Raw genomic sequence first — 26,194 nt, 5'->3', positions numbered from 1 at the left:
GGGCGCGCGACGACGAGCGTGCTGCTCGTGGGGCGCGGGGAGGTCACGCGGACATGGTGCCAGGGCGGACCCGGGCGGACAACCCGGGGTCCACGGGCCGGACGCCCGTCCCGTCAGCCCACGCGCACGGTGACCTCGTGCCACCCGGACGCGCCGTCGGGGGCGGGCGGGGCGACGTCGGCGGTCTGCGTGCGGCCGTCGGCGTCGGTCGCACGCACCGTCAGGCGGTGCTCCCCCGGCGTGGCGTCCCACGCGTACGACCACTGCCGCCACGTGTCGGGGCCCACCGTGTCGGCGAGCGTCGCCGGGCGCCACGTGCCGTCGTCGACCCGGACCTCCACGCCCGCGACCCCCGTGTGCTGCGCCCACGCGACGCCCGCGACGGTCACCGCGCCCGCGGTGACGGGCGCCCCCGCGCGCGGCGTGTCGACGCGCGACGCGAGCTTGATCGGGCCGCGCTCGGACCAGCCGCGCGTGGACCAGTACGCGACGTCGTCGGCGAAGGTCGTGACCTTGAGCTCGGTGACCCACTTGGTCGCGGACACGTAGCCGTAGAGCCCCGGCACGACGAGCCGGGCGGGGAACCCGTGCTCCGCGGGCAGCGGCTCGCCGTTCATGCCGACCGCGAGCAGGCACGCCCGGTCGGGGTCGACCAGGACGTCGAGCGGCGTGCTCGCCGTCCAGCCGTCGGCGCTCGTGGACAGGACCATGTCGGCGCCGTCGCGGACCCCGGCGCGCGCGAGCAGCTCGCGCACGGGGTACCCGAGCCACCGCGCGTTGCCCACGAGGTCGCCGCCGACCTCGTTCGACACGCACGTGAGCGTCACGTGGTGCTCGGTGAGCGGGAGCGCGAGGAGCTCGTCGAGCGTGAGCTCGAACGGCTCGTCGACGAGACCGGTCACGCGCAGCGTCCACGAGGCGGGGTCCACCTGGGGCACGCGCAGCGCGGTGTCGATCCGGTAGAAGTCGCCGTTCGGGGTCACGTACGGCGCGAGTCCCGGGACCCCCAGGTCCGCCCCGGCGGGGACGGCCGGCGCGGGCGTCGCCGGTGCCGGCAGCCGCAGCGCCTCGCGCGCGGCCGTGACGGCGCGCGACCCGGCCGACACCGCGCGCGACGTCGCGAGCGCGACGACGCCTGCCGCGGCGGCGAGGCCGGTGACGAGGAGGAAGCGGCGCCGGTCCATCCGGCCACGCGCGCCGGAACCCGCCCGGCCGTCGTCGGCGACGCTCTCGACGGGGAGGCCCGCGCCGGTCGGGCCGCGCAGCGGCGCGAGGGACGCCCGGAGCAGCAGGATCGCGACCCCCACGCCGACGAGCGAGGGCAGCGCCCACGCGACGCTCGCACCCGGCCGGCCCGCGGCCACGACGGCGGCCACCGCTCCCACGACGCCCAGCAGCACGGAGCCCCACGGCGGACGGCGCAGCTCGAGCCGGCCCGCGAGCGCCGCGCCCGCGGCGAGGACGACCGCCATGCCGCCGAGCAGGACCGTCTTGTCGGCCGTGCCGAACGTCGCGACCGCCCAGTCCTTGACCGGCCCGGGGACGGCGTCGACCACCCCGGCCCCGGCGGCGAACAGCGGGCTCGACCCCGGGCCGACGAGCGCCGCGACGAGCTCGGCGACGGCGAACCCGACGGCTGCGCACACGACCCCCGCGAGCGCCGCCCACGCCCCGGCGTGCTCACGCTGTCGCACGCTGCCGCTCATCTGCCGCCCTCTCGTCGCTCCCAGTCAACGCCCGTCGCAGCCTTCGCGCCACGGTCCCGGCCACCGGACCGTGCTCGTTCGGCGCTCAGGCCGGGTCGACGCCCTTCGGGACGAGCGGGGCACGCCACAGGGAGTACGTCGACGCCTGGGCGACGGGACGCAGCACGAGCGAGTCGATGTTGACGTGGTGCGGGCGCGTCACGGCGAAGGTCACGACGTCGGCGACGTCGTCCGCGGTGAGCGGGTCCACGACCCCGGCGTACACGGCGTCGGCCCCGGCCTGGTCCCCGTGGTAGCGGTTGAGCGAGAACTCCGGCGTGTGCACGAGGCCAGGGGCGATCTCGATGACGCGGATCGGCTCGCCCACGAGCTCCAGCCGGAGCGTCCTCGCGACCCCGAGCAGCGCGTGCTTGGACGCGACGTAGCCCGACCCGCCGACGTAGGTGTCGTGACCCGCGGTCGACGTCATGAGCACGATGTCGCCCCGGCGCGACGCGCGCAGGAGCGGCAGGAACGCCTTCGTCACGCGCACGGTGCCCAGCACGTTCGTCTCGTACATCGCGCGCCACTCGTCGATCTTCGCCTCGTCGACGTGGTCGACGCCGAGCCCGAACCCGGCGACGTTGAGCAGCGCGTGCACCGACCCCCGCGCGCCCGCCTCCGCGACGAGGCGTGCGACGTCGTCGTCCGACGTGACGTCCCCGACGACGGGGTGGGCGCCCGTGCGCTCCGCGACCTCGGCGAGCCGGTCCGCGCGCCGCGCGAACGCGACGACGTCCCAGCCACGAGCACGCAGGAACCGGACGCACGCCTCCCCGATGCCCGACGACGCGCCGGTCACGACGGCACGCAACGGCGCGGGGGTCTGGGCAGGCTGGTTCGATGGCTCCGTCACGACGGACACTCTGCCACGCCGCCGCGCGGGAAGGACTAGGCTGGCGGAGGATCACGGGCCCCGCACTGGCCCGTCGGGGCGGCACCGGATCTGTGCCGCGGGTCCGCGCGACGCGAGATGACGCGTCGGTCCCGGTCGGCGCTCGCCGGTCGGCATCGAGAACGCACCGCCGCAGCGGCGTGCCCGTCGAGGGTTCGCCGCGACGCGCCCGACCCCGGAGACCCCGCCCGTGCCCTTCTCCCGCATCCTGCCTCGCACTCTGCCTCGCCCTCTGTCCCGCCGGTCCGCACGCCGCGTCGCCCTCGTGCTCCCGGCCGCCACGCTCGCCCTCGCGCTCGCCGCCTGCTCGTCGAGCACCGCACCCGGTGACGAGCCGGACGCGGGCGGTGACGCCCCGCCGTCGGGCGACGTGACCGCGACCGCCTACCCCCTCACGCTCGACGACTGCGGGTTCGAGGTGACGTTCGACGCGGCGCCGGAGCGCGTGGTGACGATCAAGTCGAGCACCACGGAGATGCTGCTCGCGCTCGGGCTGGGCGACCGGATCGTCGCGAGCGCGTTCGCCGACGGCCCGGTCCCCGCGTCCCTGGCCGACGCCGCGGCGGCCGTCCCGGCGGTGGCAGAGCCGATGTCGGACCAGGTCCCCGGCGCCGAGGCGGTCCTGGGGACCGAGCCCGACCTCGTCTACGCGGGCTGGGAGTCCAACCTCACGGCCGAGGGCGCGGGCGACCGCGAGACGCTCGCGCGGCTCGGCGTCGCGACGTACGTCTCGCCGGCCGCGTGCAAGGCGCCGGAGTACATGCCGGACCCGCTGACGTTCGACGACGTGTTCGCCGAGATCACGGAGGTCGGCACGATCTTCGACGCGCAGGACGCGGCCGCCGACCTCGTCGCCGAGCAGCGTGCGACGCTCGACGGCGTCGCCCGGGACGAGCGCGGGCTCACGGCCCTGTGGTACTCGTCCGGGGACGACATCCCCTACGTCGGCGCGGGCATCGGAGCGCCGCAGATGATCATGGACGCCGTCGGGCTGGAGAACGTCGCAGGCGGCGTGCACGACACCTGGACCGCGTTCGCGTGGGAGGAGGCGATCGCCGCCGACCCCGACGTCCTCGTCCTCGTCGACGCCGCGTGGAACACCGCGGACGCGAAGATCGAGCGGCTCGAGTCCAACCCGGCGACGGCCGAGATGACCGCCGTGCGCGAGGGCCGGTACCTGACGATCCCGTTCCCGGCGACCGAGGCCGGCGTGCGCAACGTCGATGCCGTCGTGGACCTCGCGGCGCAGCTGGAGGCGCTCGGCCTGTGACGACGCTGCGCACCCGGCCCGCTCCCACGCCACTCGCCCGACCGGACGGCCGGGGGGCCCGCGCGCGCCGCGGCGCGGGATGGTGGGTGCCGGCCGGCGTCGGCGCCCTCGTCGTGACGGTGCTGTTCACGGTGACGATCGGCCCGGCGGACCTCGCGGTCGGGGACGTGTGGCGCTCGGTCGCGACCCACCTCGGGCTCGGCGGGCTGCTCGGCCTCGAGCCGCTCGGCACGCTGCAGGACGGCATGGTGTGGCAGCTCCGCCTCCCCCGCGTGCTCACCGCCGCGGCGGTCGGCGCCGGGCTGGCCGTGTGCGGCGTCGTCATGCAGTCGCTCACGCGCAACCCGCTCGCGGACCCGTACCTCCTCGGGCTGTCGTCGGGCGCATCGCTCGGCGCGGTGCTCGTGCTGGTCGCCGGGTGGACCGTGCTCCTGCCGGTCGCGGCGTTCGGGGGCGCGGTGCTCGCGCTCGTCGCGGCGCTCGGCCTCGCGGGCGCGCTCGGCGCGCTCACGCCCACGCGGACGGTGCTCGCGGGCCTCGCGGTGAGCCAGCTCGCGGCGGCCGCGACGAGCTTCGTCATCTTCTGGTCCGCGACCGGCGACTCCTACCGCGAGATCCTCTCGTGGCTCATGGGGTCCGTCGCCGGAGCGACGTGGACCTCCGTCGCGGTCGCGGGCGGCGCGACCCTCGTGCTCGGGACCCTGCTCGCGTCGACCGGCTCCGTGCTGGACGCCTTCACGTTCGGCGACACCGCCGCGTCCACGCTCGGGGTCGACGTCGCGCGCGTGCGCTGGACGCTGCTCGTGGGCGTCGCGCTGCTCACCGGGGCGCTCGTCTCCCAGTCGGGGTCCATCGGGTTCGTCGGGCTGATCCTGCCGCACGCGGTGCGGCTCCTCACGGGCGCGCGGCACCGCCTCCTGCTGCCGTTGTCCGCGCTGTTCGGCGCGACGTTCCTCGTCTGGGCGGACACGCTCGCGCGCACCGTGTTCGCGCCCCGCGAGCTGCCCGTGGGGATCGTCACCGCCGCGATCGGCGCCCCGGTGTTCGCGCTGCTGCTGTGGCGCGGGAGGAAGGCCGCATGAGCGAGACCACACGCACGACGGCGCCCGCGGTGCCCGGGGCGGGCGCGGACGACGTGCGGGACCGCCTCGACGACGCTGCCCGGCGCAGCCCGGGTCCGCGGAGCCCCGGCGGGCTGGACGCCGCGCGCGTGTCGTGGTCCGTCGACGGTCGCCTGGTCCTCGACGGGGTCGACTGCACCGCCCCGACCGGCGCGGTGAGCGGGCTGCTCGGGCCCAACGGCTCCGGCAAGTCGACGCTCCTGCGCGTGCTCGCGGGGGTCCGCGCCCCGACCGCCGGGCCCGACGACGCCGCGCGCGTGCGCTTCGACGGCGCGGACCTGCTCGCGATGCCGCGGCGGCGGCGCGCGCGCGTCCTCGCGCTCGTCGAGCAGGACGCGACGACCGACCTCCCGCTCTCCGTGCTCGACGCCGTCCTCCTGGGCCGCATCCCCCATCGCTCGCTCCTCGCGGGCGACTCCGCGCACGACCGGGAGGCCGCGACCGCGGCGCTCGCCCGCGCGGGCATGGCCGCGTTCGCCGAGCGGGAGGTCGCGACGCTCTCCGGCGGCGAGCGCCAGCGCGTGCACCTGGCGCGCGCGCTCGCCCAGGAGCCCGCGCTGCTGCTGCTCGACGAGCCGACCAACCACCTCGACATCGCCGCACAGCTCGACACGATGCGCGTCCTGCGCGACCTGGCCGACGACGGCGTGACCGTCCTCGCCGCGCTCCACGACCTCAACCTCGCCGCCCAGACGTGCGACCACGTCGTCGTGCTCGCGGACGGCCGGGTCGTCGCCGCGGGCGACGTGCACGAGGTGCTGGTCCCCGAGGTGCTCGACCCGGTCTACGGCGTGCGGAGCGACGTGCTGACGCACCCCCGCACGGGGCGTCCCGTGCTCACGTTCGCGCCGCGGGACTGAGCGCCCGTTCGCGTACCCTCGGCGGGTGCGTCTCTCACTGGTCCCCCGCACCCTGCGGACCGTCGTCGCGGCCGGTCTCGTCGCGACGTGCGTCGTGTCCGTCTCCGGCTGCGCGGTGCTCGACGGGCGCTCCCCGTTCGACACCTCGAACGTCTCCTACGCGGACGTCGAGCGGGCCCTGCCCGCGGTCCAGCACGCGCTGGACGCGGCGGACCTCCCCGTCGAGGTGAGCCTGTACACCGGTGCGAGCAACTGCGAGGGTGCGTGCGACCTGGGCGTCGGGGTGCGCCTGCTCCCGGCCGAGGACGCCGAGCGTCCCGAGCCGCACCCCGACGCGCTGGCCGCCGTGCTGACGGTCGTGCTGCCCGAGGTGTCGGGCATGCCGGTCTACGTCGACAGCGGGATCTCCGAGGACGGGACGGACCTCGACCTCGAGCCCGCGGCCAGAGCCCTCGGGATGGACGAGTCGCCCTTCTCGATGTCGCTCGGCGAGCTGTACATCCCGGAGGACGAGCTCGGCACGGCCCTCGACCTGGCCGCCGCACGCCTCGACCGCTGAGCACGGCCCGCCGCGACGTGCGTCACGCACTCACCCGGCCGACCCCGACCGGAGCAGGGGCAGCTCGATCGCCGGGCACCGGTCCATGACCATGTCGAGGCCGGCCTCGCGGACGCGGCGCGCGGCGTCCTCGTCGATCACGTCGAGCTGGAACCAGACGGCCTTCGCGCCGATCGCGACGGCCTGGTCGGCGACGTCGCCCGCGAGCTCGGAGCGCACGAACACGTCGACGACGTCGACGGGGAACGGGACGTCCGCGAGCGTCGCGTAGCCCTGCTCGCCGTGCACCGTCTCGGCGGACGGGTGCACCGGCACGATGCGCTTGCCGTGCTCCTGCAGCACGCGCGCCACGCCGTACGCGGCGCGCGACGCGTTGTTCGACAGGCCGACGACGGCCCAGGTCTGCGTGTCCTCCAGGACACGACGGACGGTCTCCTGCTCGTGGGCCGGCTCGGCGGCTGCGACGTCGCTCATGTCGTGCGCAACCTGGCCCCGGCCGCGGCTATTCCGCGGTCGGGGCCCGGCCGCCTCGGGCAGTCGCAGCGGAACGGTCAGACGAGGGCGAGCGCGAGCAGCGCGGTCGCGGCCGCGCCCGCGACGGTCCGCACGTGGTTCCACGCGAGCCAGCGCGGGAGGAACGCTGCCCACGCGGCGGCGAGGTCCTGGGGCCGGGCCGCCGCCGCGTCGAGACGCTCGTTGAGCGGGACGTTGCCCACCGCGGTCACGCCGAGGATCCCGACGAGCGCGACCACGGCGCCCGCGAGCGCCCGCCCCGCGCCCGGCTCGCCGCCGACCAGGCCGACGACGGCCGCCGCCGCGGGGAGGCGGCGCAAGCCGCCCAGGACGAACGTGGAGAACGCGAAGAGCACCCCGCCCGCGAGACCCGTCGCGACCGCACCTGCGACGACGAGCATGGTGAAGACGCTCACGACGCCTGCCCGGACGTCGCCGTGACGGTCACCGACCATGCCGCGGCCTCGCGCGCGGCGAACTCGCGGAAGTCGCGCGGCTCGCGGCCCAGCGCCTTGCGGACCCCGTCGGCGACGGGGGTCCCGCGCCCGTCGAGCACCTCGGTGAACAGGTAGCGCATGAGACCCACGACGTCCTCCGGCAGCCCGATCGCCCGCAGGCCCGCGACGAACTCGTCGATCGTGATCGGCGCGAACCGCACGTCACGTCCGCTCGCGGCGGCGATCTCCGCGACGGCGTCGGCGAACGTGATCGCGCGCGGACCGGTGAGCTCGTAGACCCGTCCGGCGTGCGCGTCGTCGACGAGAGCCGCGACCGCGACGTCGGCGACGTCCTCGAGGTCGACGAACGGCTCGGCGACCCGGTCCACCGGGAGCGCGAGGACGCCGTCGAGCACGGGATCGAGCAGGAAGCTCTCGCTGAAGTTCTGGTCGAAGAACGCGCACCGGACCACGGTGCGGCCGGGGAACGCCTCGGCGACGAGCACCTCCGCGCGCTGCGCCTCGACCTCGCCGCGACCCGAGAGCAGGACGAGCCGGCGCACGCCCGCCTCCCGGGCGAGGGCCGCGAACCGGGCGACGGTCTCCGGGGAGCCCGGGATCGCGAGGTCGGGCACGTAGACCACGTACACCGCCTCGGCCCCGGCGACCGCGGGGCCCCACGTGGTCTCGTCCTCCCAGTCGAAGCGGACGGCTCCGGAGCGGGACGCGCGCCGCACGGGGAGCCCGAGGGCGTCGAGGCGGTCGGCGACCCGGCGGCCGGACTTTCCGGTCGCGCCGAGGACGAGGACCGGGCCGGTGGCCGGGGCGGCGGTCGGAGCGTCGGTCGAGGCGGGGACCGCGGCATCTGTCGGGCGCGGTGTCGTGGCGCTCATGGCGTCTCTCCTGTCGAGGGTCGGTGCGGGGACGAATGCCAGTCAACCGGGCAGGGGCGAGACGCGACATGGCTCTGACGCTCGTCTCCATACGTGATCGTCTCGCGGTCCTCCGGCTCGGCGATCTCTGGCCCCGGCTCCGGGGCGGTGCGTACCCTGACCGGATGGACGTCGTCGCCGGGCTCCTCGACGGGCCGCGCGCCCGCGGCGCCTTCCTCCTGCGCAGCCACCTCCGCGCCCCCTGGGGCATGCGCATCGAGGACGAGGCGCCGCTGACGATCGTGCCCGTGCTGCGCGGGTCGGGCTGGGTCGGGCCGGCCGTGGGCGACGACGGGACGGACCCGGGCGTGCACGTCGAGGCGGGAGACGTCGTCCTGCTGCGCGGTCCTGCCCACTACGTCGTGGCGGACGCGCCGACGACCGCGCCGCAGGTGGTCGTCGGGCCGGAGTCCGACATGTGCCGCGCGGTCGACGGCGGGCCCTCCCCCATGACGGTGCTCGGCGTGCGGTCGTGGGGCAACGACCCCGGCGGCGAGACCGTCATCGTCACGGGCACCTACCCGCTCGACGGCGAGGTGGGCCGCCGCGTCCTGCGCGTGCTCCCGCAGCGCGTGGTGCTGCGCGGCGACGACGTCGACGGGACCCTCGTCGAGATGCTCGCGCGCGAGGTCGTGCAGGACCTCCCCGGGCAGGAGGCCGTGCTCGACCGCCTGCTCGACCTGCTCCTCATCTCGTGCCTGCGCACCTGGCTCTCCCGCGACGACGCGCCCGGCTGGTACCGCGCCGACGCGGACCCGGTGGTCGGCGCGGCCCTCCGCCTCATCCACCACGACCCGGCCCGCGCCTGGACCGTCGACGCGCTCGCACGGGAGGTCGGGCTCTCGCGCGCGGCGTTCTCGCGGCGCTTCACCACGCTCGTCGGCGAGCCGGCGATGAGCTACCTCACCGGCTGGCGCCTCGACCTCGCGGCGGACCTGCTGCTCGAGCCCGACGCGACGCTGACGTCGGTCGCGCGCACCGTCGGGTACGCGTCGCCGTTCGCGCTGAGCGCGGCGTTCAAGCGCGTGCGCGGGGTGAGCCCGGCGACGCACCGGGCGGCGCGCGCGGGCGCCGCCTGAGGCGGACGACGCCGGACCCGGGCAGGATGGTCGCCATGCCGATCCCACGCTGGGTGACCCGCAGCAACAAGCGTTTCCTGAACCCCGTGATGCTGCGCGTCGCGACGGGGGTCGGGCCGATGGCGGTCGTGCGCCACGTCGGCCGACGCAGCGGCCGCGTCTACCGCACGCCCGTCTTCGCGTTCGCCTACCGCGACACGCCGGCCGACCCGGTCCGCGTCGTCCTCGCGCTCACGTACGGGCCGGACGTCGACTGGGTGCGCAACGTCGACGCCGCGGGCGAGTTCGTGCTGGAGCGGCGGGGCCAGGAGTTCCGCGTCGTGGACGTGCGACGCGTCACGGGCGAGGTCGGTCTGCGGCTCGTGCCCGGCTGGACGAGCGCCGTCCTGCGTCGCACGGGGGTGGACCAGTTCCGGACCGGGAGGCTCCTGCGGGTGCCGGCCACGACGTCCGCGTAGCACTGCGCCCGTGCCGCGGCGTCCGGCCGACGGTCGCGCGCCACGTGACGGCGGACGCCCGGCCGGAGGTCCGACCGGGCGTCCGTGAGCGCTAGCGGGTCAGCACGCGCCGAGGTCGGCCCACGGGCCCCAGGTCGCGGCGCCCGGCTTCTCCCCGAGCGTCCACCACTTGGCCTTCCACGTGTGCCCCTCGAAGGACGCCGTCGTCCCGCCCACGTACACCTGCGACGCGCTCCACGGCGCCGCCGTGCAGGTCGGGTCGGTGGGGTCCGTCGGGTCGGTGGGGTCCGTCGGGTCGGTCGGGTCCGTCGGGTCGGTCGGGTCGGTCGGGTCCGTCGGGTCCGTCGCGCCGGAGGTGAACGACGCGAACTTCTTCGAGAACTCGAACCTCTGCTGCGCCAGCCCGGAGCAGTCGTCCTGCGTCGTCTGCGCGCCGGCGCAGCCCCCGGTGTCGCGGTGCAGCGCCCAGAACGACAGGTAGGCGACGCCCTTCTGCTGCGCGAAGGCGAGCACCGAGTCGGCGTTCGCGAGGGAGAACGTCTCCCCCACGCCCCAGTCGGAGACGCCGATCATCTCCGTGATGCCGACCATGCCCCAGAGCTGCGCGTCCGTCTTCGACGGGTAGATCGTCCTGAGGAAGCTCACCAGGCCGGTCGTCGCGGTGACGGTGTCCTGCGCCATGTTCGCGCGGTCACCCTCCCAGTAGTCGAAGGTCATGACGTTGACGACCGAGACCTCGACGCCGTTCGTCACGGCGTTGCGCAGCAGGTTCTTGCCCGACGCGGCCAGGCCCTGCGTCGTGGTCGGCAGCGTGTACTGCACCTCGAACGTCCGGCCGTTGGCCTCGGCCCAGTCCTGGACGATCTTCAGCGCCTTGTTGCGACGGTCCACGCCGGCGCTGCTGTTGATCGAGTCCGCCTCGATGTCGAAGTCGATGCGCTCGACGTCGTACGTCGTGATCAGCTTCTGGATCTGCGCCGCGATCTTGTTCACGTCCGTGCACGAGTCCGCCAGCTCGGTGAGCTGCCCGTCCTCGGTCGCGTCGTCCGCGGTCCAGCCGCCGAGGGACGGGATCACATTGCCGCCGCGCGCCTGGATCGCGTCCACCTGGGCGCCGAAGCTCGACTGCGCGATCGGCAGCGACGTGTCGCCGTTCCAGTAGAGCGTGCACGACCCCTGCCGCTCGGTCTGGGCGAACGCGAGCGTGATGTGGTCGGCGCCCGCCTGCTGGGACACGGCGCTGATGTCGTCGCCCAGCCACATCTCGTAGTACGGCGAGAACACGTGGTCGGGGATGGGCGTCGCGGCGGACGCCGGCTGTGCAGCGAGGCCGACGGTCGCGCCGACGGCGAGCGCCGTCGTGGTCGCGAGCGTGAGCAGCTTCCTTCGGAACATGGGAACCTCCGGTCCAGGCCGGCGTCGTCCGTGGCGCCGGGTGCGGGAGACGTCGGCGCACCGGGCGACCGACGGATCGACGCTACGGCGTCCGCGACCCGCGCCCATCGGTGCGATTGCGTATCTTTCGCGATCTACGCGTCCGTAGCACCCCGTATACGGATGCCCCGGGCGACGACCCCGCGCGGCTCCGCGGGACCCGCGACCGGACGCGGGCGCCGCCGTCCTGCCATGATGGACGGCATGACCGACCAGCTCTGGATCACCGGCGACCCCGACGCGGACGCGCTCCTCAGCGACGACGCGTTCGCCCTCCTCGTCGGCATGCTCCTCGACCAGCAGTACCCCATGGAGCACGCGTTCGCGGGACCGCGCAAGATCCGCGACCGCCTCGGCTCCATCGACCCGCGCGCCGTCGCGGAGGCGGACCCCGACGCGTTCGTCACGCTCGCGACGACGCCGCCGGCCATCCACCGGTACGGGCGCTCGATGGCCGCGCGCGTCCAGGACCTGGCGCGCGTCGTCGTCGACGAGTACGACGGCGACGCGACCCGGATCTGGACCGCGCCCGGCGCCGACGGTGCCCCGACCGGCGCGGAGGTCCTCGCCCGGCTGCGCGCGCTGCCCGGGTACGGCGACCAGAAGGCCCGGATCTTCCTCGCGCTGCTCGGCAAGCAGCGCGGCGTGCAGCCCGCCGGGTGGCGCGAGGCGGCGGGCCACTACGGGGACGAGGGGTCGCGCCGGTCCATCGCCGACGTCACGAGCGCGGAGTCGCTCGCGGAGGTCCGCACCTTCAAGAAGGCGCAGAAGGCCGCGGCGAAGGCCGCGAAGGCCTGACCGCGGGCACGTCGCCGGCCGCACCGCCGGCCGCACCACGGGCCGGATCTCGATGGACGCCCGCGTGCGCGACGACGCCCGGCCGCTATCGTCGGCGCGTGACCACGACGACGTCGCGCGCCCCGGCGCTGCCTCCCTCCACCCGCACGCTCCTGGCGCTGGCCGCGGGCGTGGTGGTGCTCGCGGGCGTCCACACGGCCCGGGAGGTGCTCGCGCCGATCCTCCTCGCGGCGGTGATCGTCATCATCTGCCACCCCGTGCGGTTCCCGCTCGAGCGCCGCGGCTGGCCCCGGTGGGCCGCCACGACGGCGGTCGTGGTGGTCGCCTACCTCATCCTTGCCGTGCTCGTCGCGATGCTCGTGTTCGCGGGCTTCCGGTTCGCCGACCTGGTGCGCGAGTACCTGCCGGCGCTGGTGCGCTCGGTCGAGGACGTCGTCGACCAGCTCTCCGCCGTCGGGATCGACACGGACGTCGCGGAGGCGGCGACGTCGTGGCTGGAGCCTGCCCGGGTCCTCAGCCTCGCGGGGAACGTGTCGGGCATGGCGCTCGGCATCGCGACGGCCTTCTTCTTCGTGCTCGCCTACGCGATCTTCATGGCGGCGGACGCGGCACGGTACTCGACCGCGACCACGGTCTTCGGCACCGAGCGCGCCGCGACGATCGACCGCGCGTCCCGGTTCAGCGGCGGCGTGCGGCGCTACTTCGTCGTCAACGCGTCGTTCGGCGCGGTCGTGGCGATCGTCGACGGCGTGGCGCTCTGGCTGCTCTCGGTCCCCGCGCCGACGGTGTGGGCGATCCTCGCGTTCGTCACCAACTTCATCCCCAACATCGGTTTCGTGCTCGGCCTCGTCCCGCCCGCGATCATGGCGTTCGTCGTCGGCGGGTGGCAGCTCGCGCTCGCCGTCGTCGCGGTCTACTGCGTCGTGAACGTCGTGCTCCAGGTGCTCGTCCAGCCCAAGTTCGTGGCCGACGCCGTGAACCTCAGCCTGACCCTCAGCTTCGTCTCCGTCGTGTTCTGGACGTTCGTCATCGGGCCGCTCGGGGCGATCCTCGCGATCCCGCTCACGCTGCTCGTACGCGCGCTCGTGCTGGAGCCCGACCCCGGCTCGGGCTGGTTGCGCTGGCTCTCGGGTGACGACGTGCCCCGGGACGGCGGGACGGCGAGCCCTGCACCCGGCGCGGCGGAGAGCGACGAGGCGGCCGCGATGGAGGACGACGAGATCGTCTCCCGCCGGGACGCGGGCGCCGGACCGGAGCCCGAGCGTGACCCTCAGGTCCAGCCTGAGGGTTCGGCCGCGGACGGCGCCCCCGCCTCGGAGACGGCGTAGCCGCGCACCCTGTTGCGATCGCGCCCGTGGTCCCTAGGCTGGCAGACGGCGGGTGTCCGCCCGTCACGGCACGGGAGGAACCATGGCGCACGGAGACATCACGCACATCGACATCCCGGTGAGCGACAGCGGCCGGGCCACGCAGTTCTACGGCCAGCTCTTCGGCTGGCAGATCGCGGAGGTCCCGGGCTTCGAGGGCTACCCCATGTGGCAGGCGCCCAACAAGATCAGCGGTGGGGGCCTCGCCCCGCGGTCCGAGGGGTTCACGAGCCCGCGCAGCTACGTCGAGGTCGACTCGATCGAGGACACGCTCGCGAAGGTCCGCGAGCTCGGGGGCCGCGTGGTCCTGGAGAAGTCGGAGATCAGCCCGACGTCCTGGTGGGCGGCGTTCGAGGACGCCGACGGGAACCAGATCGGCCTCTACGAGGGCACGACGGACGCGGGCTGACCGCGCCCGGTGGCCCGCCCGGACGGTCGTCGCGGTCAGAGCGACAGCACACGACCGTCCGGGTCGCCCGGCCGGCGCGGTCGGAGCGCGGGCGGCGGCGGCCACGGGAGGTCGTAGCGCTCCACGGGGACGTCGATCGCACCGAAGTCGTCGGTCTGCACGACCACGCCGTCCGGCGTGACCTCCACGAGCCGGACGCGCAGCGGCGGCGCGTCCTCCTGCTCGAGCATCCACACGTCGGCCAGCCACGCGAGGCTGAGCCCGTCGAGGGCCTCCTCCGCCTCCAGCCAGTCCACCGGGCCGGTCAGCTCGCGCCCGAGGAGCGACACCGCGACCCAGGCGTCGCCGTCGGGACGGATCCAGCCCACGTGCTCGCGGTCGTCGGGGCGGCGGTGCGGGATCCACTCGGCGGGGAGCATCCCGGCAGGCTAGCCGCAGGTCCGCCCGCGAGCCAGGGGATTGCGCCGGTCCTCACCGCTCGCCCGGCTCAGCGGGTGGGGAGCGGCTCGTTCCCCGAGCCCTCGCGGAAGCCCTCGCCGAACCCGTCGCGGTAGCCGCGGTCGTAGGCCTCGGCGCTCCCCTCCCGGAAGAGGTCGTCGGCGGAGGGCCGGACGAGCGCACGCGCCCCCGGCCCGTCGTCCTCGCCCACGTACCGGCCCAGGCCCCGCACGACGGCGACCGGCCGGCCCGCCGTCTTGCCCCGCACCAGCTCGCTCGCGGAGGCCACCTCGTCGGCGACGGCCGTGACCGTCACGGAGAGGGGACGCCCGTGCGCGTCCGTCCCGCCGCGCAGGTCCTCGGCCACGACGATCCCTGCCGCACCGATCGCGACGTCGACCAGCCCGTCGCGCCACGCACGACCAGCGGTGTCGGTGACGACGACGCCGAGCCGGTCGAGCCCGAACCGGTCGCGCAGCGCGGCCCGCAGCGCCCGGGCCGAGGCGTCCGGGTCGAGCGGGAGCAGCAGGACCGTCCCGTGGGGCGTGTTCGACGCGTCGACCCCGGCGGCGGCCATGACGAGGCCCAGGTGGTTCTCGACGATGCGCAGCGGAGGCTGACCCGGACGCCCGCGCGTCGCGACGACGCGCACCGTCTCGTCCGTGATCGCCTGCTCGCGGTCGGCGGCGGCGACGACGCGGCCCTCCGCCTTGGACACGACCTTGCTCGTCACCACGACGACGTCGCCCTCGGCGAGCGCGTCGCCCGGCGGCGCCCCCGCCAGCAGGTCGCCGACGAGCGCGGCGAGGTCGTCGCCCGGTCGCACCTCCCCCAGGCCCGACGGCGCCCACGCGGACAGGCGCGCGCCATCGCCCGCGTGCGCGGCGTCGTCGGGCACGAGGGGACCCGCGCCGGACGTCATCGCGCCAGCTTCGGCAGGACCTCGCGGCCGAAGACCTCGATCCACTCCCGCTGGTTGCGGCCCACGTTGTGGAGGTAGATCCGGTCGAAGCCGAGGTCGACGAACTTCTGGATGTACGCGCGGTGCTCGTCGGGGTCGGCCGAGATCACCATGCGACCCTCGAAGTCCTCGGGGCGCACGAGCTTGGCCATCTGCTCGAAGTCGTGCGGCGAGCGGATGTCGGCCTTGGGGAACTTCATGCCGCCGTTGGGCCACTCGGTCATCGCGTTCGCGAGCGCCTCCTCGTCGGTCGCGGCCCAGGACAGGTGGAGCTGCAGCACCTTGGGCATCGCCTGCGGGTCGCGGCCGGACTCGCGGACGCCGTCGTCGAACTTGCCGAACAGCATGGAGATCTTCTCCAGCGGCGCGCCGACCGTGATGAGGCCGTCCGCGTGCCGGCCGGCGCGCTTGGCCGTCACCGGGCCGGCCGTGGCGACGAGGATCTCGGGCGCGACCTCGGGCATGGTCCACAGGCGCGTGGACTCCATCTTGTAGAACGTCCCGGAGTGCTTGACGTCCTTGTTGTCGAGCCCGGACTGGAACAGCTTCTTGATGACGTCGATCGCCTCGAACATGCGGTTGATGCGCTCGGGCGCCTCCGGCCAGTACCCCGCGACCACGTGCTCGTTGAGCGCCTCGCCCGAGCCCAGACCGAGCCAGTGCCGCCCGGGGTACATCGCGGCGAGCGTCGCCGACGCCTGGGCCACCATCGCGGGGTGCCAGCGGAAGGTCGGCGCGGTGACTCCCGGCCCGAGGTCGCCCGTCGTGCGCTCACCGAGCGCGGTGAGCACGTTCCACACGAACGACGACTCGCCCTGCGCCGGGACCCACGGCTGGAAGTGGTCCGCAGCCATGGTGCCGGAGAAGCCGTGCTCCTCCGCGTAGGCCGAGAGCGCGACGGCCTCGGTGGGGTGGAACTGCTCGAGCATGGCGGCGTAGCCGATCGTCAGACCCATGCTCCGACCCTAGTACGCGCCGGGCGAGACTCGCCCGGGCGGGCCGGGGCCGCCTGCTGCGGCGGTCCCGGCCGTGCGCCTCAGACGTAGACGGGGGTCAGCGCCGCGTACTCCTCGACGGAGCCGTTGCGCAGGCAGACCTCGATGATCTGCCGCCCCAGCGGGTCGAGGTCGTCGGTGAGGAACTGCCGCAGCTCGCTGGCGAAGAAGTCGGTGATGATCCGCGCCCCGGCGTCGTAGGCATCCAGCCCGACCTGGGACTGGAGCTCGGGCCGCAGGAACGTGGGCCGCACGAGCTGGCCGTCGATCTTCATCTCCGTGAGCGTGTACCCGAACAGGGGGCACCGCGCCGGGGTGAGCTCCTCGGGGCGCAGGCGCCCGCCGCCGCGCCGCGCGAGGTACTCGCGCGTGAGCCACTCCGCCGCGAAGTCGACCTTGTACGCGCCGATGTGCTGGTTGGGCGTCAGGACGTACCGGGTCCGGTCCATCTCCACGAGCTGGCGCAGCAGGAGGTTCGCGGCCGCGACCTTCGTCCCGGTCGCGAACGGCCAGTACGACCCGACGCCCTCGGCGACCATCCCGCCGTGGGCCAGGGCCTCCGTCGCCGACCGCGACTCGCCGATCGACGGGTTCTTGTCCCCGCGCGGCGCGACGAGCCGCCAGATCCACGCGAGCGAGGCGGGGACGACGTGGGTCATGCCCATGATCCCGTAGGTCGGGTGATCCCGGGTGCAGGCCGGCATGCGGGCGCCGAAGGTCCGGACGTCGACCTCCGCCGGGCCGCCGACGTCGGTGAGCAGGTGGCGGGGCACGACGACGCGCGGGTTGGGGCACCGCCGGCCGTCGGAGTCGAGGGAGTGCTCCCAGGGCAGCACGGTGGCGTCGGGGACGCCGTCGATGTTGAAGAACACGAGCGGGACGTCGGGGTGGATGCAGGCGCGCTCCAGGTGGACGTCCTGGCCGTAGCCGGTGAGGTTGTCGACCCGCACGAACCAGGCCTCCTCCGCGTCCGTGACGACGAGGCGGCCGTCGCCCGTCTGGAGCCCGACGTGGCACAGGGTCATGTCGTCGGTGACGGGGTCGAGCGCGCTCGTCTCGCCGAGCGTGATGACGTACGGCTCGTCCGTCACGACGTTCGTGCCCAGCAGGATCCGTCCGTCCTCCTGACGGCGGATCTCCTGGCACATCTCGGACTTGCCGCCGCCCGACGCGCCCTCGTGCATGACGACGGTCTCGTTCTCGTACGGCGTGGTGACGCGGACCGACGACGCGTGCGCGGTGACCCAGCCCTCGCGCTCGCCGACGTCGAGCAGGACGGAGAACACGCCCTTCTTCGCGCTCGGACCGGGGTAGAGGTTGTACGCGAAGACCTCGTGCAGCGACTCGGAGCGGTCGTGCACGACGACCTGGCGGCCGTCGAACCGCGTGTGACGGAACGGCGGGGCCACGTAGAGGATCGAGCGCGGCTCGAACGGGCCGAGCTCGTCGAACGTGGTCCACCCCTGCAGGTCGACGAGCGCGAGGGCGAAGAACGCCGCGTTGGCCGGGCAGACGGCGAGCGACGGGTAGCCGTGGGTGCGTCCCCCCGCCCGGAACGGCACGACCACCAGCTCCTGGGTCGCGAGCCACGCGAGGGTCTCCTCCTTGACGGCGTCGAACCCGGTCCCGAAGACGTCGCGGTAGCGCGGCTTGTCGGTGGGCAGGTCGTCGGCGACGCGCATGCAGTCCGGGTCGCGCCGGCGCATGTAGTCCTCGGGGTAGTTCACGGCGATGCCGTTCCGGCAGCGCACCACCTCGGCCTCGGGCACGAGCGTGCCGGCGGCGTCGTACTCGACCACGAACCGCGGACCGCCGTCGGGGCCGAGCGCGAGGCGGTAGAGCTCGTCGCGCGAGGACGGGACGACGAGGTCCGGGCACGCCGCGAGCGCCGCCTCGAGCGCGGGCGGAAGGACGACGCCGGTTGGCAGCGCCCCGGTCGTGCGCGCGGGGTCGGTGGTCGTGAGGGTCATGGTTGCTCCCGGTGGTCGGCGCGAGGGACGAGATCGAGGTGCGCCCACGAGCACCCGGGTCTTTGCGTGCAGGTTACGAGTCGATGACCAATCACCCCCAGGGACCTTGGACCCGTCTTGATGTGCCTCACAGGTCGGGTACGCGTCCCCGCGCCGCGCCGACCCGGATAGCCTCTCGTCGGTGAGCACCCCTCCCCCGCCTGACGCTCCCCTCGACACGCGAGCCCTCGTGGAGCCCGTGGACCGCGCGGCGGCGCGCGCGCACCACCGGGAGCTGAGACGCCGGGCACGCGCGGGACGGGCGCGCACGGGGTCCTCGGTGGGGTCCCGGGTGCTCGCCAGGGTGCTCGGAACCACCCTCCTCGCCCTCCTGCTCGCCCTGGCGGTGTTCGTCGTCGGCGCCGTCCTCGCCCTCGTCGTGGTCGGTCTCGTCGCCGCCGGGGTCGCCGTCCCGGTCGCCGTCGGGCTCGTGGCGGCCGGCGTCGTCGCGGTCGGCCTCCTCGTCGCCCGGGGCGTGCGGAGGTCGTCCGCCCGGGAGCACGAGCAGTCCTACCGCCTGAGCCTGTTCGCCGCGGCGAACGGGTTCGACGTCGTGCCGCGGGTCGACGAGCCCGACCTGCCCAGCGGGGCGTTCCACCTGGGCATCCTCCGTGTCGCCCGGAACGTGGTCCGCACCGGCGGTCGCCGCCCCGTCGAGGTCGCCACCTACACCTACAGCGCCGGCTACCGCAACGGCGAGCCCTTCGCGTTCACCTATGCCATGGTCGGCCTCGACCGCACCCTGCCCCGCGTCGTCGTGGAGACGGCGCCCGCCCGGGGCCTGCGGGGCGCCCGGGCTCCGCGGGGCGTCGAGCGCGTGTGGGAGCTGCCGGTCGACGGCCCGTTCGGCGACCGCCACCGCGCCTACGGGCCCGTGCGGTCCCCGGCCGGCACGGCGCGCGCCGTCTTCCCCCCGGAGGTCGTCGAGTCGCTCGTCCGCGGTCCCCTGCCGCTCGCGGCCGAGGTGGCCGGGGACCGGCTCTTCCTGTTCAGCGAGCACGCGCTCGACCTGCTCGACCCGGCGGTCTGGGAACGCCTCCTGGGGGACGGCCACCGACCTGGCCGCGCGGCTGTCCCGCTCGGACGGGCCCGGCGGCCCGGGCACCGCGCCCGGCACCCGGTGACGACGGCGGCCGGGACGCGAGACGCCGTCGGGAGCGGCCCCGAGATCTGGGAGAATGGGCGACCATGAGCGACTTCCCGACGAACGCGCCGACGGGCGCGGCCGATGCCACTGCAGCAACGACCTCCTCCGCCGGCCGCGTAGCCGGCGACGTCGTCCGCGCGGTGGTCGCGGGAGTACCCGACCGGGTGAGCCTCGACGGGCTCGAGGAGACCTACGACGCCCGCTGGGCCGAGCAGGGGACGTACGCGTTCGACCGCTCGAAGACCCGCGAGCAGGTCTTCTCCATCGACACCCCGCCGCCGACGGTCTCCGGCTCCCTGCACGTCGGCCACGTCTTCTCCTACACGCACACCGACGTCGTCGCGCGCTTCCAGCGCATGCGCGGCCTCGAGGTGTTCTACCCCATGGGCTGGGACGACAACGGCCTGCCCACCGAGCGGCGCGTCCAGAACTACTACGGCGTCCGCTGCGACCCCACGCTCCCCTACGTCGAGGGCTTCGAGCCCCCGCACGAGGGTGGCGAGGGCAAGTCCGTCAAGGCCGCGGACCAGATGCCGGTGAGCCGTCGCAACTTCATCGAGCTGTGCGAGCGCCTGACCGCCGAGGACGAGAAGCAGTTCGAGGCGCTGTGGCGCCGGCTCGGGCTCTCGGTCGACTGGGCGCAGCACTACCAGACCATCGACGCGCGGTCGCGCACGGCCGCGCAGCGCGCGTTCCTGCGCAACCTCGGCCGCGGCGAGGCGTACCAGGCCGAGGCGCCGGGGCTGTGGGACGTGACGTTCCAGACGGCGGTCGCGCAGGCCGAGCTCGAGGCGCGCGACTACCCCGGGCACTTCCACAAGGTCGCGTTCCACCGCGTCGCGCCGGGCACGCCCGACGACGGCGCACCCGTCTACATCGAGACCACGCGTCCCGAGCTGCTCGCCGCGTGCGTCGCGCTCGTCGCGCACCCGGACGACGAGCGCTACCAGCACCTGTTCGGCACGACGGTGCGCTCGCCGCTGTTCGACGTCGAGCTCCCCGTCCTCGCCCACCCCGCCGCCGAGCGCGACAAGGGCGCGGGCATCGCGATGTGCTGCACGTTCGGCGACCTCACCGACGTGCAGTGGTGGCGCGAGCTGCAGCTCCCGACGCGGTCGATCATCACGCGCGACGGCCGCATCGTCCGCGAGACGCCGGACTGGATCACGTCGCACTCCGGCCAGGGCGTGTTCGCCGAGATCGAGGGCAAGACGACGTTCTCTGCGCGCCAGGTCGTCGTCGACGCCCTGCGGGACGCGGGCGACCTCGACGGCGAGCCCGTGCCGACGCAGCGCAAGGCGAACTTCTTCGAGAAGGGCGACAAGCCGCTCGAGATCGTCACCTCGCGCCAGTGGTACATCCGCAACGGCGGTCGCGACTGGACCACCGCGGACGGCACCGTCCGCGACCTGCGCGGCGAGCTGCTCGGCCGGGGCAAGGAGCTCGCGTTCCACCCCGACTTCATGCGCGTGCGCTACGAGAACTGGGTCGGCGGCCTCAACGGCGACTGGCTCATCTCGCGCCAGCGCTTCTTCGGCGTCGCGATCCCGCTGTGGTACCCGGTGCTGGAGTCCGGCGAGGTCGACCACGACCACCCCATCGTCCCGTCCGAGGACGTCCTGCCCGTCGACCCGTCGTCCGACGTCCCCGCCGGGTACACCGAGGACCAGCGCGGCGTGCCGGGCGGGTTCGTCGGCGAGAACGACATCATGGACACGTGGGCGACCTCCTCGCTCACGCCGCAGATCGCCGGTGGCTGGGAGGTCGACCCCGACCTCTTCGAGCGCGTGTTCCCCATGGACCTGCGCCCGCAGGGCCAGGACATCATCCGGACGTGGCTGTTCTCGACCGTCGTGCGCTCGCACCTCGAGTTCGGCTCGCTGCCGTGGAAGAACGCCGCGATCTCGGGCTGGATCCTCGACCCCGACCGCAAGAAGATGTCGAAGTCCAAGGGCAACGTCGTCACGCCGATGGGCCTGCTCGAGGAGCACGGGTCGGACGCCGTGCGGTACTGGGCGGCGTCGGCCCGCCTGGGCACCGACGCGGCGTTCGAGGTCGGCCAGATGAAGATCGGCCGCCGCCTCGCGATCAAGATCCTCAACGCGTCGAAGTTCGCGCTGTCGTTCGGGGTCGACGCCGAGACCGGGACGGGCGAGATCGTCCTCGACCCCGCGCTCGTCACCGAGACGCTCGACCGCGCGATGCTCGCCGGCCTCGCGTCGGTCGTCGAGAAGGCGACCGAGGCGTTCGAGGCGTACGACCACACGCGCGCCCTCGAGACCACGGAGACGTTCTTCTGGACGTTCTGCGACGACTACCTCGAGCTCGTCAAGGACCGCGCGTACGGCGCCGGCGCCGCGGCGTCCGACGTCTCGGCCGAGACCCGGTCCGCGCGCGTCGCGCTCGCGATCGCGCTCGACACGCTCCTGCGCCTCTTCGCGCCGTTCGTGCCGTTCGCGACCGAGGAGGTCTGGTCGTGGTGGCGCGCCTCGGAGGGCTCGATCCACCGCGCGCCGTGGCCGACCTCCGACGTCGCACGCGCGGCGGCCGGCGACGCCGACCCGGCCGTGCTCACGGCCGCGGGCCACGCGCTCGCCGCGCTGCGCAAGATCAAGTCCGAGGCGAAGGTCTCGATGCGCACGCCGATCCTCGCGGCGCAGGTCGCCGTCCCGGCGGCGTCGCTCGCGGGCGTCGAGGCGTCGGTCGTCGACGTCCGCAACGGCGGGCGCGTCACCGGCACGCTCGACCTCGTCGCGGCCACGGAGGGCCAGGGCGACCCGGCCGTCCAGGGCGGGATCGTCGTCGTCTCCTCCGAGCTCGGCGAACCCGAGGCCCGCAAGAAGGCCTGACCCCCCACCCGTCGTGGGCATGAAATGGGCCCGGTTCTGACCGCAGAACCGGGCCCATTTCATGCCCACAGCGGCCGGCGGGTCAGATGATCTCGCCGCGCAGCCTGGCGTCGTCGCCGGACATCGTCGCCGCGACCTCGCGCGGCGTGCCCTCGTCGGCCCACCGCAGGGTCGCACCGACGCCCTCGATGAGCTCGACGCTGCCCTCGGGCGCGAACGTCAGGCCGGCGTCCTGGCCCACCGCGGCGCGCACGAGCGCGACCGTCGCGGGGAGCTTCTCGAGGCCCTCGGTGACGCCCAGGTCCTGGATCTCCTCCTTCGTCGCGGCGATGTGCATCGGGCTCGGCCCGATCCACAGCGAGCGGCCGTCGAGAGCGGCGTCCTGTCCGTACTCGTCGGCCAGGACGAGCTCCTTGACCTGCCCGCGCGCGAGGACCGCCACGACGTCCTCGACGGACGTCACGGCGCCCGACTCGCGGCCCTGCTCCTGGCGGAACTCCGCGAGGACCTTCTCCCGTCGCCGCTCGCGGAAGCTGTCGAGCGCGTCGGCGACGTTCGACTCGAACGCGGCCTCGTTGATGCCCGGTCCGCGACCTCCTCCCGGGACCTCGACGACGCGCTCCGCCGTCGCACGGCCCAGCGCCCCGCGCACGAGGGGCACCGCGCGCACGTCCCCGGTGAGGAGGACGAGCTCCGGGTGGTACTCCGCCGCCTGGCGCTCGAGCTCGGCCGCCACCGCCTCGGCGTTGCGCTCCCACGAGTCCTCCGCGCGCGACTCGATGCGCTTGTGAGACAGTCCGCCGGTGCGGACCTTGTTGATGACGTCGTGGCCGCCCTCGACCGACTCCGGCTCCGCGTACGGCAGGTGTCCCCCGGCGACGGACCACGTGAGGTCCGCGCCCTGGCGGTCGACGACGACGCGCACGTAGTCGACGGACTCGTCCGCCGCGCGCGCCGCCTGGAGCAGCGCAGGAACGGGCCCCCACGACCCCTTGGTGAGCGCCGGCGGGTCCTTGACGACGCGGTCGACGAGCACGCCCGTGTTGTCCGCGATCAGCACGCGCCCGTGGGTGCCCCCGACCCGCGTCGGCCGCAGCACCACCTCCTCGAGGTCGTCGAGGACGGCGTCGGGCGCGCCCTCCTGGCGCAGCGTGCGCCGCACGCCCTTCCAGCGGTTCTCGACCTCGCGGTCCCCGGCCTCGTTGGCCCGCGTCGCGTCGATGTACACCGTCGCGAAGGGGCCCGGGTGGCCGAGGAGGGGCTTGAGCCAATCGATCTTCATGCGAACACCTCTAGCGTCCGTCGGCGTGGCGGGCAGGCCGCCCGGCGCGCAGGTCGTGCCGACGCCGGGGCCCACCCTGGGACCCCTCCAGGGTCGGTCAGATCGACCCGCGTCGCCACCGCGCGTCGGGCAGGACCCGGCGGACGCCGACGGTCAGGATGCCGTCAGGAGTAGGTGTCGAGGACGGGCGTGCCCTCGCCCGACGCGGCGTGCTCCGCCGCGATCCGCTCGTGGTGGCGGATGACCTCGCGGACGATGAACTCGCGGAACTGCTCCGCGAACTGGGGGTCGAGGCCCGCGGCGTCCGCGATGCCCGTGAGGCGCGCGATCTGCTGCCGGTCCCGGTCCGGGTCGGCCGGGGGCAGCCCGCCCTGCGCCTTGAGCTCCCCGACCCGGCGCGTGAACTTGAACCGCTCCGCGAGCAGGTGCATGAGCGCGGCGTCGATGTTGTCGATGCTGTCGCGCAGCGTGAGGATCTCGGCGGGGACGGCAGAGGGGCCGGGCGGGTGCGTCACCCACTGATCCTAGGCGCGCCCGACGACCCGAGGAACGCGATACTCGGAGTACGGAGTAAAGTGTCACGCCGTCCCTACCTGCCGTCCCACTCAGCGGAGAGTCCCATGACGGAACACGCGTCGCCGAGCCTCGTCGAGGTCTCCCCCACGGCGACCATCAGCACCCTCCTCACCGACCGCGTCGCCCGTGGTCCCCACGCGACGCTCGTCGAGCGCCGGACCACCGCGGACGGCCCGTGGGAGCCCGTCACCGCGCAGGATTTCGAGGCGGACGTCGTCGCCGTCGCCCGCGGCCTCGTGGCCCGTGGCATCGAGCCGGGCGACCACGTCGCGATCATGTCCCGCACACGCTACGAGTGGACCCTCCTCGACTTCGCCACGTGGGCCGTCGGTGCCGTCCCCGTGCCCGTCTACGAGACGTCGTCCGCCGAGCAGGTGCACTGGATCTGCTCCGACGCCGCGGTCCGCCTCGCCGTCGTGGAGACCGCCTCCCACGCCGCGGAGGTCGCGTCCGTCCGGGACCGCCTGCCCGACCTGGAGGACGTGCTCGTCGTCGAGGACGGTGCCGTGGACGCCCTGCGCGCCGCGGGCGCCGACGTCCCCGCCGCGGAGATCGACCGCCGTCGTGCCGCCCAGCGGGTCGACGACCTCGCGACGGTCATCTACACCTCCGGCTCGACCGGACGCCCCAAGGGCGTCGAGCTCACGCACCGGAACTTCGTCCACCTCGCGCTGAACGGCCGCGCGGGCCTCGCCGAGATCCTCGACTCCGACGGCGCCCGCACCCTCCTCTTCCTGCCGCTCGCCCACGTCTTCGCGCGCTTCATCCAGGTCGTCGTCGTCGCCTCGAACGCCGTGCTCGCGCACTCGTGGGACACCAAGAACCTCGTCGCCGACCTCGGGACGTTCCACCCGACGTTCCTGCTGGCCGTGCCGCGCGTCTTCGAGAAGGTCTACAACACGGCCGAGCAGAAGACCGGGACCGGCGCCAAGCGCAAGGTCTTCCACTGGGCCGCGAAGGTCGCGATCACGTGGTCGCGCGCGCTCGACACCCCAGCCGGGCCGTCGTTCGGGCTGCGCGTGCAGCACGCCGTCGCCGACCGCCTCGTCTACTCGACGCTGCGCGCCGCGATGGGCGGGCAGCTCACGTACTCGATCTCCGGCGGCGCGCCCCTCGGCGAGCGGCTCGGCCACTTCTACCGCGGCGTCGGGCTGCGCATCCTCGAGGGCTACGGCCTCACGGAGACCACCGCGCCCACGGCCGTGAACCTTCCCGGCCTCACCAAGATCGGCACCGTCGGGCCCGCGTTCCCCGGCACCTCGCTGCGGATCGACGACGACGGCGAGCTGCTCGTCAAGGGCGACCACGTCTTCCGCGGCTACCGCAACCAGCCCGAGCTCACCGCCGAGGCGCTCCAGGACGGCTGGTTCCGCACCGGTGACCTCGGCGCGTTCGACGACGACGGCTACCTGCGCATCACCGGCCGCAAGAAGGAGATCATCGTCACCGCCGGCGGCAAGAACGTCGCCCCCGCGGTGCTGGAGGACCGCCTGCGCGCCCACCCGCTCGTGAGCCAGGTCGTCGTCGTGGGCGACCAGCGCCCCTTCATCGGCGCCCTCGTCACGCTCGACGCCGAGATGCTGCCCGGCTGGCTCTCGACGCACGGCCTGCCGACCATGGACGTCGACGCCGCCGCCACGAACGCCGACGTCCTCGCCGCGCTCGACCGTGCCGTCGCGCACGCGAACGAGGCGGTCTCCCGCGCCGAGTCGATCCGCAAGATCACCGTCCTGACCACGGACTTCACCGAGCAGAACGGCTACCTCACCCCGTCCCTCAAGGTGAAGCGCGGCCTCGTCATCAAGGACTTCGCCGACACGATCGACACCCTCTACGGCGCCAAGGTCGGCGCCGACGCCTGACCGAGGAACGACCCCGCTCCGCCGAGGGAAAGCCCTGGTCCGCCTAGGTAGAGCCCTGGTCGGCCGAGGTAGAGCTGTGGTCACCCTGCCCGACGGCGTGTGGTCGCCCTGGGTGGCGGGGTGGGTGGTGGTGCCGCGTCTACCATCCGCCGCTCGTTCCTCGCGGCTCCCGCCAGGCCCGCCACGACGCGGCACCAC

General features: G+C 74.3%; 24 protein-coding genes. 12 read left to right on the top strand and 12 right to left on the bottom strand.

Annotated features, from left to right (window positions below; all coding sequences use genetic code 11):
* Positions 1-113 precede the first annotated feature (113 nt).
* Positions 114-1,706 (bottom strand): molybdopterin-dependent oxidoreductase, encoded by a 1,593-nt coding sequence (locus ACFC2L_RS11000; RefSeq protein WP_375824348.1) that lies wholly within the window; start codon positions 1,704-1,706, stop codon positions 114-116.
* Positions 1,707-1,791: 85 nt separating this feature from the next.
* On the bottom strand, positions 1,792-2,601 hold the full coding sequence (locus ACFC2L_RS10995) for an SDR family oxidoreductase (RefSeq protein WP_375824347.1): 810 nt from the start codon (positions 2,599-2,601) through the stop codon (positions 1,792-1,794).
* Positions 2,602-2,905: 304 nt separating this feature from the next.
* Here ACFC2L_RS10995 and ACFC2L_RS10990 point away from each other — a divergent pair, with 304 nt between their 5' ends.
* The 4 genes from ACFC2L_RS10990 to ACFC2L_RS10975 are packed head-to-tail and all read left to right on the top strand — an operon-like array spanning position 2,906 to position 6,450.
* The gene (locus tag ACFC2L_RS10990; RefSeq protein WP_375824346.1) at positions 2,906-3,910 is read left to right on the top strand and encodes a putative F420-0 ABC transporter substrate-binding protein; all 1,005 of its coding nucleotides are present in this window, start codon (positions 2,906-2,908) and stop codon (positions 3,908-3,910) included.
* The gene (locus ACFC2L_RS10985; RefSeq protein ID WP_375824345.1) at positions 3,907-4,992 is read left to right on the top strand and encodes a putative F420-0 ABC transporter permease subunit; all 1,086 of its coding nucleotides are present in this window, start codon (positions 3,907-3,909) and stop codon (positions 4,990-4,992) included. Before ACFC2L_RS10990 ends, ACFC2L_RS10985 begins: the two co-directional genes overlap by 4 nt.
* Positions 4,989-5,891 carry a putative F420-0 ABC transporter ATP-binding protein gene (locus ACFC2L_RS10980; RefSeq protein ID WP_375824344.1) on the top strand — a complete coding sequence of 301 codons (903 nt, stop codon included), beginning with the start codon at positions 4,989-4,991 and terminating at the stop codon, positions 5,889-5,891. Before ACFC2L_RS10985 ends, ACFC2L_RS10980 begins: the two co-directional genes overlap by 4 nt.
* 25 nt (positions 5,892-5,916) lie before the next feature.
* Positions 5,917-6,450: a hypothetical protein gene (locus tag ACFC2L_RS10975; protein ID WP_375824343.1), complete on the top strand. Its 534-nt coding sequence runs from the start codon at positions 5,917-5,919 to the stop codon at positions 6,448-6,450.
* A 30-nt stretch (positions 6,451-6,480) separates the two neighbouring features.
* On the opposite strand, the gene ACFC2L_RS10970 is transcribed toward ACFC2L_RS10975, so the two are convergent.
* The 3 genes from ACFC2L_RS10970 to ACFC2L_RS10960 all read right to left on the bottom strand — a co-directional run bounded on the left by ACFC2L_RS10970 (position 6,481) and on the right by ACFC2L_RS10960 (position 8,293).
* On the bottom strand, positions 6,481-6,924 hold the full coding sequence (locus ACFC2L_RS10970) for a CoA-binding protein (RefSeq protein WP_375824342.1): 444 nt from the start codon (positions 6,922-6,924) through the stop codon (positions 6,481-6,483).
* Positions 6,925-7,001: 77 nt separating this feature from the next.
* Positions 7,002-7,379 (bottom strand): anthrone oxygenase family protein, encoded by a 378-nt coding sequence (locus ACFC2L_RS10965; protein ID WP_375824341.1) that lies wholly within the window; start codon positions 7,377-7,379, stop codon positions 7,002-7,004.
* Positions 7,376-8,293: an NmrA family transcriptional regulator gene (locus tag ACFC2L_RS10960; protein WP_375824340.1), complete on the bottom strand. Its 918-nt coding sequence runs from the start codon at positions 8,291-8,293 to the stop codon at positions 7,376-7,378. Before ACFC2L_RS10960 ends, ACFC2L_RS10965 begins: the two co-directional genes overlap by 4 nt.
* 164 nt (positions 8,294-8,457) lie before the next feature.
* Between ACFC2L_RS10960 and ACFC2L_RS10955 the strand changes: the two genes are divergently transcribed.
* Together ACFC2L_RS10955 and ACFC2L_RS10950 are read left to right on the top strand one after the other, a co-directional pair.
* Positions 8,458-9,411 carry an AraC family transcriptional regulator gene (locus ACFC2L_RS10955; protein WP_375824339.1) on the top strand — a complete coding sequence of 318 codons (954 nt, stop codon included), beginning with the start codon at positions 8,458-8,460 and terminating at the stop codon, positions 9,409-9,411.
* A 35-nt stretch (positions 9,412-9,446) separates the two neighbouring features.
* On the top strand, positions 9,447-9,869 hold the full coding sequence (locus ACFC2L_RS10950) for a nitroreductase family deazaflavin-dependent oxidoreductase (RefSeq protein ID WP_375824338.1): 423 nt from the start codon (positions 9,447-9,449) through the stop codon (positions 9,867-9,869).
* A gap of 99 nt (positions 9,870-9,968) precedes the next feature.
* Here the strand turns inward: ACFC2L_RS10950 and ACFC2L_RS10945 are convergent, their stop codons facing one another.
* Positions 9,969-11,264: a chitinase gene (locus tag ACFC2L_RS10945; protein WP_375824337.1), complete on the bottom strand. Its 1,296-nt coding sequence runs from the start codon at positions 11,262-11,264 to the stop codon at positions 9,969-9,971.
* A 243-nt stretch (positions 11,265-11,507) separates the two neighbouring features.
* On the opposite strand from ACFC2L_RS10945, the gene ACFC2L_RS10940 reads away from it, so the two are divergent.
* From ACFC2L_RS10940 to ACFC2L_RS10930, 3 genes are all read left to right on the top strand, one after another.
* Positions 11,508-12,101 (top strand): HhH-GPD-type base excision DNA repair protein, encoded by a 594-nt coding sequence (locus ACFC2L_RS10940; protein ID WP_375824335.1) that lies wholly within the window; start codon positions 11,508-11,510, stop codon positions 12,099-12,101.
* 98 nt (positions 12,102-12,199) lie between these two features.
* Positions 12,200-13,429: an AI-2E family transporter gene (locus ACFC2L_RS10935; protein ID WP_375824334.1), complete on the top strand. Its 1,230-nt coding sequence runs from the start codon at positions 12,200-12,202 to the stop codon at positions 13,427-13,429.
* Positions 13,430-13,511: 82 nt separating this feature from the next.
* Positions 13,512-13,877: a VOC family protein gene (locus ACFC2L_RS10930; RefSeq protein WP_375824333.1), complete on the top strand. Its 366-nt coding sequence runs from the start codon at positions 13,512-13,514 to the stop codon at positions 13,875-13,877.
* 35 nt (positions 13,878-13,912) lie between these two features.
* Here ACFC2L_RS10930 and ACFC2L_RS10925 read toward each other — a convergent pair whose 3' ends face one another.
* The 4 genes from ACFC2L_RS10925 to ACFC2L_RS10910 form a co-directional block, all read right to left on the bottom strand.
* On the bottom strand, positions 13,913-14,296 hold the full coding sequence (locus ACFC2L_RS10925; protein ID WP_375824332.1) for a hypothetical protein: 384 nt from the start codon (positions 14,294-14,296) through the stop codon (positions 13,913-13,915).
* Between the two features lie 68 nt (positions 14,297-14,364).
* Positions 14,365-15,237 (bottom strand): coenzyme F420-0:L-glutamate ligase, encoded by an 873-nt coding sequence (gene cofE, locus ACFC2L_RS10920; protein WP_375824331.1) that lies wholly within the window; start codon positions 15,235-15,237, stop codon positions 14,365-14,367.
* Positions 15,234-16,232 (bottom strand): TIGR03557 family F420-dependent LLM class oxidoreductase, encoded by a 999-nt coding sequence (locus tag ACFC2L_RS10915; RefSeq protein WP_375824330.1) that lies wholly within the window; start codon positions 16,230-16,232, stop codon positions 15,234-15,236. The genes cofE and ACFC2L_RS10915 overlap by 4 nt, the downstream gene beginning before the upstream one ends.
* A gap of 80 nt (positions 16,233-16,312) precedes the next feature.
* Positions 16,313-18,241, bottom strand: a complete 1,929-nt coding sequence (locus tag ACFC2L_RS10910; RefSeq protein ID WP_375824329.1) for a DUF4914 family protein — start codon at positions 18,239-18,241, stop codon at positions 16,313-16,315.
* 181 nt (positions 18,242-18,422) lie between these two features.
* Between ACFC2L_RS10910 and ACFC2L_RS10905 the strand changes: the two genes are divergently transcribed.
* Entirely contained in the window at positions 18,423-19,472 is a 1,050-nt protein-coding gene (locus ACFC2L_RS10905; RefSeq protein ID WP_375824328.1) for a hypothetical protein, read from the top strand.
* Positions 19,469-22,276 carry a valine--tRNA ligase gene (gene valS / locus ACFC2L_RS10900; protein WP_375824327.1) on the top strand — a complete coding sequence of 936 codons (2,808 nt, stop codon included), beginning with the start codon at positions 19,469-19,471 and terminating at the stop codon, positions 22,274-22,276. Before ACFC2L_RS10905 ends, valS begins: the two co-directional genes overlap by 4 nt.
* An 82-nt stretch (positions 22,277-22,358) precedes the next feature.
* Here valS and ACFC2L_RS10895 read toward each other — a convergent pair whose 3' ends face one another.
* Positions 22,359-23,558, bottom strand: a complete 1,200-nt coding sequence (locus tag ACFC2L_RS10895; RefSeq protein WP_375824326.1) for a Vms1/Ankzf1 family peptidyl-tRNA hydrolase — start codon at positions 23,556-23,558, stop codon at positions 22,359-22,361.
* A 164-nt stretch (positions 23,559-23,722) separates the two neighbouring features.
* A complete protein-coding gene (locus tag ACFC2L_RS10890) occupies positions 23,723-24,073 on the bottom strand; it encodes a chorismate mutase (RefSeq protein ID WP_375824325.1) in 351 nt (116 codons plus the stop codon).
* Positions 24,074-24,178: 105 nt separating this feature from the next.
* Between ACFC2L_RS10890 and ACFC2L_RS10885 the strand changes: the two genes are divergently transcribed.
* Positions 24,179-25,996: an AMP-dependent synthetase/ligase gene (locus tag ACFC2L_RS10885; RefSeq protein ID WP_375824324.1), complete on the top strand. Its 1,818-nt coding sequence runs from the start codon at positions 24,179-24,181 to the stop codon at positions 25,994-25,996.
* Positions 25,997-26,194 lie beyond the last annotated feature (198 nt).

The sequence above is a fragment of the Cellulosimicrobium sp. NPDC055967 genome (genome assembly GCF_042269845.1).
Taxonomy (GTDB): Bacteria; Actinomycetota; Actinomycetes; order Actinomycetales; family Cellulomonadaceae; genus Cellulosimicrobium.
The sequence above is the reverse complement of the archived record's forward strand: the minus strand, read 5'-3'. Positions and strand labels throughout refer to the sequence as shown.